This is a genomic window from Pseudomonas sp. UFMG81 (assembly GCF_015354575.1).
Taxonomy (GTDB): domain Bacteria; phylum Pseudomonadota; class Gammaproteobacteria; order Pseudomonadales; family Pseudomonadaceae; genus Aquipseudomonas.
Genome location: NZ_JACAFQ010000047.1, coordinates 1 through 12555 on the forward strand (window position 1 = coordinate 1; position 12555 = coordinate 12555).

Below are 12555 nucleotides of genomic sequence, written 5' to 3' on the forward strand. Positions count from 1 at the left end.
GTCGCCGTCATTGGTGGTGGCCCCGCCGGCCTGATGGCCGCCGAAGCCCTGGCCCGGCGCGGCGTGGCCGTTGAGGTGTTCGACGCCATGCCTTCGGTGGGGCGCAAGTTCCTGCTGGCGGGCGTCGGCGGCATGAACATCACCCATTCCGAGCCCTACCCCGCCTTCGTTGGCCGTTATGCCGAGCGCCAGGGTGAGATCGACGGCCTGCTGCGCGGCTTCGACGCCGACGCCCTGCGCCAGTGGATTCATGGGTTGGGCATCGAAACCTTCGTCGGCACCTCGGGCCGGGTGTTCCCCCGCGACATGAAGGCCGCGCCGCTGCTGCGCGCCTGGCTCAAGCGCCTGCGCGAGGCCGGGGTGGTTATCCACACCCGCCACCGCTGGTTGGGCTGGAATGCCGACGGCGCCTTGCGGATCGCTTATCCACAGGGCGAGTTGCAGGTGCAGGCCGATGCCGTGGTGCTGGCCCTGGGCGGCGGCAGCTGGGCACGCCTGGGCTCGGACGGCGCCTGGATGCCGTTGCTGGGCGAACAGGGTGTGGATATCTCGCCGCTACGGGCCAGCAACTGCGGTTTCGAAGTCGCCGGCTGGAGCGCCTTGCTTGTGGACAAGTTCGCTGGCGCGCCGCTGAAGAACATCGCCCTGAACGTACCCGGCGCCGCGCCGCGCAAGGGCGAGTTCATCCTCACCGCACAGGGGGTGGAAGGCAGCCTGGTATACGCTTGGTCGGCCCAGGTGCGCGAAGCAATCGAGCGCGACGGGCACGGGACGCTGCTGCTCGACCTGCTGCCGGACCGGCCTGTGGACAAGATTGCCCAGGCGTTGGCCAAGCCGCGTGGCTCGCGGTCGATGGCCAAGCACCTGCATGGTCAGTTGGGGATCGATGGGGTCAAGGCGGCGTTGCTGCGCGAGCTGACCGATCAGGCGACCTTCGCTGACCCTGCGCGCCTGGCAGCGGCGATCAAGGCGTTGCCGATCACGCTGGTGCGAGCGCGGCCGCTGGACGAGGCGATCAGCAGTGCCGGTGGGGTGCGCTTCGAAGCGCTGGATGAGTCGTTGATGCTGCAGGCCATGCCGGGGGTGTTCTGTGCCGGCGAGATGCTCGACTGGGAAGCGCCGACCGGGGGGTATCTGCTGACGGCGTGCTTTGCCAGTGGCTTGCGCGCGGGGGATGCGGCGGCGGATTGGTTGGTGCGGTAGGGCTGGAGAATGCTGGGGCTGCGTTGCAGCCCTTTCGCGGCACAAGGCCGCTCCTACAAGGGACCGCGATCACCTGTAGGAGCGGCCTTGCCGGGACGCCGGACCGGTCGGAAAGGGCCGCAAAGCGGCCCCGACGATCTTGAGGTGTGATCGAGATCCTGGGGGCGCTGCGCACCCCGTTCGCGACACAAGGCCGCTCCTACAGAAGACCTGTGCAAGACAGCGGCCCCAGGGATCTCAAGGCTTGCGCTTGCGCGGCCCGCCATTGAAGCTCGGTACCTTACGCACCGCCTTGACCGCCGGCGCAGCAGCCCCGCCCTCTTCGCTGTCCATCCAGCGCCCCAAGCCACGCTTGGCGCTGTTCTCTTTCGGCTTTTTCGGTTTCTTCGGCTTCTTCACCACCTGGCCACTGGCGTCGATCATCGGCACCCGGTGATCAGGGATGAAGTCCGGCTCTTCATGGCGCGGCAGTTGTTGGCGAATCAGTGTCTCGATCGACGCCAGCAGCTGCACTTCGTCGGCACACACCAGCGAGATCGCCTCACCCTTGTTGCCGGCACGGCCGGTACGGCCGATACGGTGCACGTAGTCCTCGGCGACGATCGGCAGGTCGAGGTTGACCACCAACGGCAAGTCGTCGATGTCCAGGCCACGGGCGGCCACGTCGGTGGCCACCAGCACCTGGATCTCGCGGGCCTTGAAGCTGTCCAGGGCGCGCTGGCGGGTGGCCTGCGGGCGGTCGCCATGGATACCGTCGGCGTTCACCCCTTCGCCCAGCAGGCGCTCGACCAGCTGGTCCACGCCATTGCGGGTCTTGGCGAACACCAGCACCTGGGTCCAGCGCTGCTTGCGCAGCAGGTGGCAGAACAGGTCGGCCTTGCGCTTTTTATCCACAGGCACCAGCCACTGCTTGACAGTGGTGGCGGCGGCGTTGCGCGGGCTGACTTCGATGCTCAGCGGGTCGTTCAGGGCAAGCCCGGCGAGCATGCGGATCTGTTCGGAGAAGGTGGCGGAGAACAGCAGGGTCTGGCGCTTGCGCGGCAGCGCGGCATACACCGCTTGCAGTTCTTCGGCGAAGCCCAGGTCGAGCATGCGGTCGGCTTCGTCGAGCACCAGGGTCTGCACCTGGCCGAACTTGATGGCGTTCTGGCGGAACAGGTCGAGCAGCCGCCCAGGGGTGGCCACCAGCAGGTCCACGCCACGGCGCAGGCGCATCATCTGCGGGTTGATGCTGACCCCGCCGTACACCGCGTAGGTGGACAGCGGCAGGTTCTCGGCGTATTCGCGGATATTGGCGTGGACCTGCTCGGCCAGCTCGCGGGTGGGCACCAGCACCAGCGCGCGGATCGAGTTGCTGGCCACCTTCTCGCCCTCCAGGGCCAGGCGCTGCAACACCGGCAGGGCGAAGCCGGCGGTCTTGCCGGTGCCGGTCTGGGCGGCGGCCATCAGGTCGCGGCCGGCGAGCACGGCGGGGATGGCCTTGGCCTGGACCGGGGTGGGGGTGGTGTAGTCCAGCGTCTGCAAGGTGCGCAGCAGCGGTTCGATCAGGCCGAGTTTGGCGAAATTCATGGCAATACCGTCAGGGGGTTCAGCGAAGCTGGCAAGTCTACCGCAGCACCACGACGGCCCAAAGGGTAAAGGCCCCTGTGGGAGCGGGTTTAGCCGCGAATGCGAGGGTGGGCCCAGCGCCGTATTCGCGGGTAAACCCGCTTCCACAGTGTTATTTGCACACCTGCTCTTTCAAGCCCACCGGCTGCTCCGGCGCCCTGCGCCATTGCGGCAGGCCGATCAGCACCACCGCGCCGATGATCACCGCCATGGCCACGCACTCTTCGGCGCCGATCTGCTCGCCGGCGAAGACGATCCCCAGCAGCACCGCCACCGCCGGGTTGACGTAGGCGTAGCTGGTGGCTGCGGCCGGGCGCACGTGCTTGAGCAGGTACATGTACGAACTGAAGGCGAGGATCGAACCGAACAGCACCAGGTAGGCCAGCGCGCCCCAACCGGCGGCGCTGGGCATTTGCGTCAGGCGCTCGCCGCTGACGGCGCTGCCGATCAACAGCGCGGCGCCCCCGACCAGCATTTCGGCGGCACTGGCCATGGCGCCCTGGGGCAACGGCAGGCTCTTGCTCCACACCGAACCGAACGCCCAGGCCGCGGCGGCGAACAGGATCAACGCCGCGCCCATGGGGCTGGCCTGCAGGTTCGAGCCCAGGTTGAGCATGCCGATACCGACCAACCCAAGGGCGATCCCGGCCCATTCCAGGCGCGAGTTGCGGTGGCCGAAGAACAAACCGAACACCAGGGTGAACAGCGGCACGGTGGCCACCGCCAGGGCCGCCACGCCAGAGGCGACACCGGCATGCTCGGCCAGGGTCACGCCGCCGTTGCCGCAACTGAGCAGCAAAAAGCCGATCGCCCCGGCCGCGCGCCACTGTGGCCAGGTGGGCGCCGGCACACCGCGCCAGCGCAAAAAGCCATACAGCAGGCCGCCAGCGATCACGAAACGCACGCCGGCCATCAGCATCGGCGGCCAGGACTCCACGCCAATGCGGATGAACAGGTAGGTGGAACCCCAGACCAGGTACAGGGCGAGGAAGGCGCCGATAAGCAACCAGGGGATGCGGCGGGAGGCAGGCATGGCAGGACACTCGAAATCCGTTTACGGTGGCTTAGTTTAGAAAGGGCGCCGCGCAAACTTAAGTTACAAAACACGTTTAAAACACCACAACACTTTGCATTGCATGGTTCTGCAGCAGTCTTGCCATCGATTGCAAAGTCACCAGGAATCGCCATGGACAAGTACGACCGCATGCTCCTCGCCGCCCTGCTGGAAAACGGCCGGGCCACCTATGCGCAACTGGCGCGCCAGGTGAATCTTTCGGCCCCGGCGGTGGCCGAGCGGGTGGCCAAGCTTGAGGCCAGCGGGGTGATCAGTGGCTACACCGCCAAGGTCGACCTGGAGAAGATCGGCCTGCCTATCCAGTGCGTGATCGAGCTGCGCCTGGCCAGCCACGGCAACCAGCAGGCCTATGAGGCGCTGGAGAAGATCCCCGAGCTGACCGAATGCCACCGGGTCACCGGCGACCCTTGCGTGATCATGCAGGCGGCGGTGGCGTCGATGAGCGAGCTGGAGGCGCTGATCAACCGGGTGTCGCAGCTGGGGTTCAGCAAGACCTCGATCATTCTGTCGAGCGCGGTGGAACGGCGGGTGCCGCTGGGGCATCTGGAGGGCAATGGCAAGAAGAGTTGAAATACCAATCGCGGGGCAAGCCCGCTCCCACGCACTTGTGGGAGCGGGCTTGCCCCGCGATCATCATTCAATGGCGCAGCAGCAGCTTGCCCTCGATCGGCACGTAGCGGCTGGCCGCGCGGATCACCGACAACGCCGTCAGCCCAGGCACGCCGTAGACCACCGTTTCGATGCCATAACGCTGCATCGCCCGCTCCAGCAACAGGTCGAAATCGCCATCGCCGGAGGCCAGCACCACCTGATCGACCCGCGCGGCGGCCTCGATCACGTCAAGGGTGATACCCACGTCCCAGTCGCCCTTGGCCGAGCCGTCGGCGCGCTGGATATAGGGTTTGAGGCGCACCTGGAAACCGAGGTTGCGCAGGATCTGCTGGAACTGTTGCTGCTTGGCGTCGCCACGGTCGATGGCGTAGGCCACCGCTTCGACGATCTGCCCTTCGCGGCTGACTTCGGCCCACAGCGCGGCATAGTTGAAATGGCAGCCGTGGCCCTGGCGAACCGTGTAGTAGAGGTTCTGCACGTCGGCGAACAGGGCGATTTTCTTCACGCGTGAGTACCTCGTCGGGTCCGTGTAGGGGGCTGCTTTGCAGCCCTTTCGCGACACAAGGCCGCTCCTACAGGTGTTCGCGTAAACCTGTAGGAGCGGCCTTGTGTCGCGAAAGGGGCGCAAAGCGCCCCCCGGAATGTCGGCGAGTATGCCAGAGCCCTCAGACGTAGTCGTCGTCCGAGAAGAAGCCACCGTCGTCACCGCCGTAGTCGGTATCGGCGAAACCACCCTGGTCAGCACCCCAACCACCGTTGTCGGCCACCTGCTGCTGGCCGCCCTGGTCATTCCAGCCACCCTGGTCGCTGGCCGGCGCCGGTTCTTCCTTGATCACCTCGACCACTTCCTCAGGCTGCGCGTTATGGTTGAACAGGCTGCTGATGCCCTGGGCCAGCAACACACCGCCCGCCACCCCGGCGGCGGTCTGCATGGCACCGCCGAGGAAGCTGCTGGCACCACCGCGCGCAGGCGCGGCACCGAAGCCTTGCTGTGGCGGCGGTGGTGGTGCATAGGCTTGCGGCGCCGACTCACGCCAGCCGCCGCCGGCAGTGGGTGGCGGTGCGACCGAGCGCTGCGGCTCGGGGCTGCGGTTGCCGCCACCGAACAGGCCGGACAGGAAACCACCGCCGCTGGTGGCAGTGCTGCTTGGGCGCGAAGCCTCGGCCTGGGCCCGGGCTTGCTTGAGTTCGGTTTCGAGCTGCTTGTTCTGCTCGTCCAGGCGCTTGAGCGCCGCTTCCTGCACCAGGATCGCCTGGGCCATGTAGTACGGCGCCGCCGGCTGCTCGCGCAGGCGCGCTTCGATATGCGCCTGGGCCTGGGGATCGCGCGGCTGCGCAGGATCCTCGGCGTGCTTGAGGCGGCCGAACAGGCCGTCGATCAGGGTTTGTTCTTCAGTGTTCATCGGGGCAACCTCGTGCGCTGAACAGGACATCGGACAGCGTCAAAGATGGGGCCCCGGGCCAGGTGATTCAATCGCCGGGGCCATGAAACTTTTTTCAGCAAGGGCTGCTCTGGGCTAAAGTGACGCCCTGCTCTTTCTGCCATGCGATGTTGACCGATGAATCCGCTGAGCGTTCTGCGCGACTCCCTGTACTTTTTCCGCCGCCACCTGACCAGCATCCTGCAGCTGTGCCTGCCGTTGGTGGTGCTCGAAGCCCTGTTCACCCAACTGCTGTACCGCCAACTGGGCGAACAGGCCTCGCCGGCCTACGGCATGCTGGTCAGCCTGCTGTTCTACCCGCTGTACAGCGCCGCGCTGATCCTCTACCTCGATACCCGCAGCAACGGCAGCGACATCGCCAAGCGCAACCTGTTCGCCCGCGCGGTGCAGCTGTGGCCGGCATTGGCCCTGCTGATCCTGATCAGCTCGCTGCTGATCATGGCAGGCCTGGCGCTGTTCATCTTCCCGGGCGTGTGGATCATGGTGAATCTGGTGTTCGCCGAGTACCTGCTGGTGCTGCGCGGCCTGCCGGTGATCGAGTCGATGCGCACCAGCGCGCGCATGACCACCGGGCACTTCCTGCGCATCATGGTCTGCATGCTGGCGGTGCTGGCACCGCTGTGGCTGATCGACGGCCTGCTGCTGAGCGCGTTCCCCGAACCACAAGGGGGTGTGCAACTGCTGCTCGACAGCCTCAGCGGCTTCCTCCAGTTGTTCAGCACCGTGGTCCTGTATCGCCTGTTCATGCTGCTGGAGAGCGAAGCCAGCGCCTGAGCGGGGAAGCCGCGAAACCCCGCTACAACCAGGAAACCGTTCAAGCTGCCACGCTTCCCGCTTGCTGCCTAAGGTGCTCGCGCCGGCCCGGACTTCAGCCGGCGCACTGCACCTTCAGGAGAGCACAGCATGAGCAATTCCCTCCCCACCAACGCCTGGGCCGATGGCCTTTCGTTCATCGGCCAGATCTACCTGCGCCAGGACCAACGTTGGGTACCTGTCCACCTGCAAGCCACACGCCACGATTTCAGCTTTGGGGTGGATGTACGTGGCGACACGGGCTGGCTGCAGACAGGGGGCGACGACCCGGCCGAGGCGTTCCTGTTCCGGTTTCACTCCAAAGGGCCGGAGCGCCTGCACTTCAGGATTTCACTGGCCAGCGATAGCGCGCGTCAGCTCGGCGTCGACCGCAATGGACGCCTCGGTCTCTATCCAGAAGCAAGCGCGGCAACGTACTGGAAGGTGCAACCGCTCGAATGGCAACAGGATCAGGTGCGCTGTCTGCTCCGTGACCACCTGGGCCATCAGGTCAAGGCATTGCCGGGTAGCGGCCCGGATGAGACCGGCCTCACTGTTGAAGCCGGTGACTTGCGCGAGTACCTCATCGTTCGGGCGCTCTGAGGGTCGCTCAGGCCTTCCTTGGCTTGGCCCGCGCCGTGGCTTCGGCGACCAGCGGATCGTCTGGCCAGTAGTGCTTGGGGTAGCGCCCCTTCAAGTCCTTCTTCACCTCGGCATAGGTGGTACGCCAGAAGTTGGCCAGGTCCTGGGTGACCTGTACGGGGCGGCGTGCCGGTGACAGCAGGTGCAGCTTGACCTGCTGGCGGCCACCCGCGATGCGCGGGGTGTCGGCCAGGCCGAACAGCTCTTGCAGGCGCACCGCGAGGATCGGCGGCTGCTCGCTGTAGTCCAGGCGGATGTTCGAACCCGAGGGCACGCTCAGGTGCGCCGGGGCCAGTTCGTCCAGGCGCTGGGGCAGCGGCCAGGGCAGCAGGTTGCGCAGCAGCGACGGCAGGTCCAGCGCGGCGAAATGGCTCAAGCGCGATACCTTGCCCAGGTACGGTTGCAGCCAGTCTTCCAGGCTGGCCAGCAGCGCTTCGTCGCCCAGGTCGGGCCATTCGCTCTGGCCGTCCTTGTCCAGGTCCAGCTGGCGCAGCAGGGCAACCCGGGCCTGCCACTGGCGCAGTTCTGGGGGCCAGGTCAGCAGGTTGAGGCCCTTGCGCCGCACCAGGCCGAGCAGAGCCCTGGCGCGAGCGTCATCATCCAGCCCCGGCAGTGGTTCGCGGCTGAGCACCAGTTCGCCGACCTTGCGCTGGCGCTCGGCGCGCAGCACCTGTTCGCGGTCATCCCAGTCCAGCAGGTCGAGGGTTTGCACTTGCTCGGCCAACACCTCGTCGAACAACGTCGGCTCGAACTCGGCGGCCAGGTAGATGCGCTCTTCGCGCTGGCCCTGGCGACTGCCGAGGTCGGCGATCACCAGCCAGGGGCATTTCATCAACGCATCGGCTTCGCCGAACAAGGCCGCGCGACCATTGGCCAGGCGGTACTCGGCGCCGCCCTCGCGGCGCTGCTGGGCGACGCGGTCGGGGTAGGCCAGCGCCAGCAGGGCACCGAGCCAGCGTGGGTGATCGGGGGCCGCGACCGGGGTGAGCGGTTTGCCACGCAACTGCCCACGGTACTGCCGGGCCAGTTGCCGGGCACGCTGCACCCCGCCCTGGCCGCCACGCGATGCCTTGCTTTCGCCGCTGAGCAGGCTGAGCCGCGAATGCAGGTCGGCGCCGCCGCCGCGCAGGATGTCGCGCTCGCCGAGCAGGGCTGCGACATCGCAGGCCATGTCGGCCAGCCCCAAGTCCTGGCCGCGCAGCAGCAGGTGCGCGATGCGCGGGTGCGCAGGCAGCTCGGCCATGGCCTGGCCATGGGCGCTGAGGGTGTCGCGGCTGCCGGGCTTGAAGGCCCCCAACCGCGCCAGCAGGTCCTGGGCTTGTGCGTAGGCCGCCGTGGGGGGCTGGTCGAGCCAGCTCAACTGCTCCGGTTGCACACCCCAACGCCCCAGTTGCAGCGCCAGCCCTGCCAGGTCGGCCTGGAGGATTTCGGCGCTGCCATGGGCGGCCAGCTGGTCGTGCTGGGCCTCGGACCACAACCGGTAGCACACACCCGGTTCCAGGCGCCCGGCCCGGCCGGCGCGCTGGGTGGCGCTGGCGCGGGAGATGCGCTGGGTGTCGAGGCGGGTCATGCCGCTGCCCGGGTCGAAACGCGGTACCCGCGCAAGGCCTGCGTCGATCACCACGCGCACGCCGTCGATGGTCAGGCTGGTCTCGGCGATGTTGGTGGCCAGCACCACCTTGCGCTGGCCCTTGGGCGCTGGATCGATCGCGGCGCGCTGGGCGTTGAGGTCGAGCTCGCCATGCAGCGGGCACAGCAAGATGCCCGGGCGCTCGCCCAAGGCCTCCTGCAAGGCTTGGTGGACTCGGCGAATCTCCGCCTGGCCCGGCAGGAACACCAGCAGGCTGCCGCTCTCGTCGGCCAGCGCCTGGAGCACGCAGTCGACCACCCGTGGTTCGACGAACTCGCCGGGCTGGAAGGGCCTGCCCCAGCGGATGTCCACCGGGTGCATACGGCCCTGGCTGCTCACCACTGGCGCGTCGTCGAGCAGGCGCGACAGGCGCTCGCCCTCCAGCGTCGCCGACATCAGCAGGATCTTCAGCGGCGGCTCGTCGCGCAGCAGCGCCCGGCCGTTGAGGCTCAGGGCCAGGGCCAGGTCGGCGTCGAGGCTGCGTTCGTGGAATTCGTCGAATATCACCAGGCCGACCCCTTCCAACGCTGGGTCGGCTTGCAGGCGGCGGGTGAGGATACCTTCGGTGACCACTTCGATACGGGTGCGCGGGCCGACCTTGCTGTCCAGGCGGATGCGGTAACCCACGGTCTCGCCGACCTTCTCGCCCAGCTCACTGGCCAGCCGCTCGGCCGCGGCACGGGCGGCCAGGCGACGCGGTTCGAGCATGAGAATGGTCTGCCCGGCCAGCCAAGGCTCGTCGAGCAAGGCCAGGGGCACGCGGGTGGTCTTGCCGGCGCCGGGTGGCGCCTCGAGCACGGCCTCGTCGCGGCTGCGCAGGGCCTGGCGCAAGGCGGGCAAGACGGCATCGATCGGTAATGAAATCATGGTGGTCCTCGAACAGTCGGCCGAGTATAACGGCGAACCGTGGCTGCCCTATCATGGTCTTAAGCTTCAGGCGCGGGCGATTGCCGCGCCCCTTCATTTTTCGGAGATACACATGCGCATCCCTTCCCGCGTCATCGGTGGCGCCCTGATTGCCACCCTGCTGACCCAGCTGACGGCCTGCGGCACGATTTTCTACCCCGACCGCCGCGGCCAGATCGAAGGCAAGATCGACCCCGTGGTCGCCGCGCTGGATGCCATCGGCATCCTGTTCTACGTCATCCCTGGGCTGATCGCCTTTGGGGTCGACTTCGCCACCGGCGCCATCTACTACCCCGGCGGCACCACCGCGCAGGTGGACCCGGCCAAGCTCAAGCCGGCCATCAACGCTGACGGCCAGGTCGACAGGACAAAGCTGCAAGCTATCCTCGAGACCGAACTGGGCCAGCGCCTGCCGTTGAACGACCCACGCCTGATCCAGCAGCGCGGCAGCGTCGAGCAACTGGCCGCCTATGGCCTGGTGCCCGCCGCCTGATCAACCCAAGGACGAACCCCGGCGCATGACCGTAACGACGGAACACCAACGCCTGCTGCGCCTGGCCACCCGTGCCTCGCTGGCAGTGGCCAGCATTCTGGTGCTGAGCAAGGCCGTGGCCTGGTGGCTCAGCGGCTCGGTCAGCTTGCTGGCCGGGCTCACCGACTCGGCGCTGGACGCCGTGGCCTCCTTCCTCAACCTGCTGGCGGTGCACTACGCGCTGCGCCCGGCCGACGACGATCACCGCTTCGGCCATGGCAAGGCCGAGGCGCTGGCCGGCATGGCCCAGGCGCTGTTCATCGGGGTCAGTGCGGTGTTGATCGGGGTGCAGGCGGTGCAGCGGTTGCAAGCGCCACAGCCGTTGGGTGACACGGCCGCCGGCATCGCGGTGATGCTGCTGTCGCTGGCACTGACCCTCGCCCTGCTGGCGTTCCAGCGCAAGGTCATTCGCCTCACCGGGTCCACGGCGGTGCGCGCCGACTCGCTGCACTACCGCTCCGACCTGCTGCTCAACGGCAGCATCCTGCTGGCCCTGCTGCTGGCGCGTTTCGGCTGGCCGCAGCTGGATGCGCTGTTCGGCCTGGGGATCGCCCTGTACATCCTGTGGAGCGCGCTGCAGATCGCCCGCGAGAGCACGGCGATCCTGATGGACCAGGAACTGCCGGCCGATATTGGCGAGCGCATGCTTGAGCTGGTGCTGGCCATTCCCGGGGTGAAGGGCGCCCATGACCTGCGCACGCGGGTGTCGGGTAGCCAGTGGTTCGTGCAGGTGCACCTGGAGCTGGCGGGGGACCTGCCGCTGCACCAGGCCCACGCGCTGTGCGTACAGGCCTCGGCGGCCATTCGCCAACGCTATCCGCGGGCCGATGTGCTGGTGCACGCCGATCCGGTGTAGGTTCGCGTAGCCCGGTCACATACCTTGTGGGAGCTGGCTTGCCGGCGATGCAGGCACCACGATGGATGACACCGGCTTTGCCGGTGATCGCCGGCAAGCCGGCTCCCACAGGGACCGCGCGCACCTCTGTAGGAGCAGCCTTGGCTTAGTTGATGCTGTACCCTCGCCCCCCCATACAGGCACCCAGCGCCCGTCGATAGGTGTCCGCCACATTCACAGGGGGCGCATAGGACGCGCTGGCCGGGTCGAACCCCGACTGGCCCACCGCCCAGCGATGGCACTGGTAGCGGTCCTGCTCCTGCTGCTGCGGCCCCTGGCCATGCAGCGGGTAGGCAATCACATCGTAACCGCTGGCTGGTGGCTGCACGGTTGCCGGCGCGACCGTGGGAGGGCTGACCACCACATACTCGCGGCTGTCGGCCAGGTACTGGTAATAGGTGTCGGCCACCAGGAAGAACAGTGCGCCACCCAGCCACACCTCTTGGGCGTAGGACGGCAGGTAGTCGACCCGCACGCCATAGGGCGGCCTGACCACGACGTAGCCGCCGCCATGGGGGCGGTACCAGTAGCCACCGGAGTAGAAATAGTCCTGCCCGCGATAGGGCACTTTCCAGTAGCGGTCCGGGAAGCGCTCCACCGCGTGCCCGGGGTGATACTGCGGCCCGGGGCCCCAGCCATCGCCATGGCCGTCAGGCCGCCCGGACCAGTCACCACCTGGCCGCTGCCCGGGGCCACCCGCCTCCCAGTAACGGTTGTCGCCATACCGTCGGGGGATGTCCTGGTAGTAGCCCTGGCGCGGCGGCTGGGTCTGGCGCACTTCGTCGCGGGAATTCAGCGGCGACCCGCGCCCGCCATTGGGGTCTTGCGGGCCATTCTCCGGCCCTTGGGCCAGCACGCCCAGGCTGATGCCCATGCCCAGCAAACCAACACCGGCCAATGGCCAGATGCGCGACCTCATGTTGTGCCTCTCGATCAGGAAAACCGCAGGCGGCCAGTCTACCTTGCGCCAGTGGCACACAGATGAAATCGCGGGCATGAAAAAAGGGAGGCCTGGCGGCCTCCCTTCGGGAATTGTCGTCCGTGCTCGGCACTTGTGGCACCGGCTCACCTCACGCCGTCTTCTGGACGGTGTGTAGCCCGGGGGCCTGGCGGATCCTGTTGGATGGCTGGCCGCGAGCGCCCGTCTGGGGCGCCTCGCCGTGGACTTGAGTCCGGGCAGTGATTCTGGTGATAAAGATAGGCCTTTGAGCGGGGCAG

Annotated in this window: 12 protein-coding genes; 6 read left to right on the top strand and 6 right to left on the bottom strand. The window is 67.4% G+C overall.

The genetic code is table 11. The features are described from left to right. The first annotated feature begins 9 nt into the window (after nt 1–9). A complete protein-coding gene (locus IX761_RS24555; RefSeq protein ID WP_323744609.1) occupies nt 10–1203 on the top strand; it encodes a TIGR03862 family flavoprotein in 1194 nt (397 codons plus the stop codon). Between the two features lie 237 nt (nt 1204–1440). Here the strand turns inward: IX761_RS24555 and IX761_RS24560 are convergent, their stop codons facing one another. After that, complete coding sequence (locus IX761_RS24560) at nt 1441–2772, bottom strand: DEAD/DEAH box helicase (RefSeq protein ID WP_194792094.1); 1332 nt, start codon at nt 2770–2772, stop codon at nt 1441–1443. Between the two features lie 151 nt (nt 2773–2923). Continuing rightward, nucleotides 2924–3844: a drug/metabolite exporter YedA gene (gene yedA, locus IX761_RS24565; protein ID WP_194792095.1), complete on the bottom strand. Its 921-nt coding sequence runs from the start codon at nt 3842–3844 to the stop codon at nt 2924–2926. Between the two features lie 153 nt (nt 3845–3997). On the opposite strand from yedA, the gene IX761_RS24570 reads away from it, so the two are divergent. Beyond that, nucleotides 3998–4456 (top strand): Lrp/AsnC family transcriptional regulator, encoded by a 459-nt coding sequence (locus IX761_RS24570; RefSeq protein ID WP_194792096.1) that lies wholly within the window; start codon nt 3998–4000, stop codon nt 4454–4456. 67 nt (nt 4457–4523) lie between these two features. On the opposite strand, the gene IX761_RS24575 is transcribed toward IX761_RS24570, so the two are convergent. Both IX761_RS24575 and IX761_RS24580 read right to left on the bottom strand, forming a co-directional pair. Next, a complete protein-coding gene (locus IX761_RS24575; protein ID WP_194792097.1) occupies nt 4524–5003 on the bottom strand; it encodes an NYN domain-containing protein in 480 nt (159 codons plus the stop codon). A gap of 160 nt (nt 5004–5163) precedes the next feature. Continuing rightward, nucleotides 5164–5901, bottom strand: a complete 738-nt coding sequence (locus IX761_RS24580; RefSeq protein ID WP_194792098.1) for a DUF2076 domain-containing protein — start codon at nt 5899–5901, stop codon at nt 5164–5166. A gap of 156 nt (nt 5902–6057) precedes the next feature. On the opposite strand from IX761_RS24580, the gene IX761_RS24585 reads away from it, so the two are divergent. After that, nucleotides 6058–6714 carry a YciC family protein gene (locus IX761_RS24585; RefSeq protein WP_194792099.1) on the top strand — a complete coding sequence of 219 codons (657 nt, stop codon included), beginning with the start codon at nt 6058–6060 and terminating at the stop codon, nt 6712–6714. A 129-nt stretch (nt 6715–6843) separates the two neighbouring features. Then, a complete protein-coding gene (locus tag IX761_RS24590; RefSeq protein ID WP_194792100.1) occupies nt 6844–7335 on the top strand; it encodes a hypothetical protein in 492 nt (163 codons plus the stop codon). Between the two features lie 7 nt (nt 7336–7342). Here IX761_RS24590 and hrpB read toward each other — a convergent pair whose 3' ends face one another. Further along, complete coding sequence (gene hrpB / locus IX761_RS24595) at nt 7343–9871, bottom strand: ATP-dependent helicase HrpB (protein ID WP_194792101.1); 2529 nt, start codon at nt 9869–9871, stop codon at nt 7343–7345. 112 nt (nt 9872–9983) lie between these two features. On the opposite strand from hrpB, the gene IX761_RS24600 reads away from it, so the two are divergent. Further along, nucleotides 9984–10403: a polyribonucleotide nucleotidyltransferase gene (locus tag IX761_RS24600; RefSeq protein WP_194792102.1), complete on the top strand. Its 420-nt coding sequence runs from the start codon at nt 9984–9986 to the stop codon at nt 10401–10403. Nucleotides 10404–10428: 25 nt separating this feature from the next. Then, nucleotides 10429–11298 carry a cation diffusion facilitator family transporter gene (locus tag IX761_RS24605; protein WP_194792103.1) on the top strand — a complete coding sequence of 290 codons (870 nt, stop codon included), beginning with the start codon at nt 10429–10431 and terminating at the stop codon, nt 11296–11298. 145 nt (nt 11299–11443) lie between these two features. Here the strand turns inward: IX761_RS24605 and IX761_RS24610 are convergent, their stop codons facing one another. Beyond that, nucleotides 11444–12256, bottom strand: a complete 813-nt coding sequence (locus IX761_RS24610) for a DUF6515 family protein (protein ID WP_194792104.1) — start codon at nt 12254–12256, stop codon at nt 11444–11446. Nucleotides 12257–12555 lie beyond the last annotated feature (299 nt).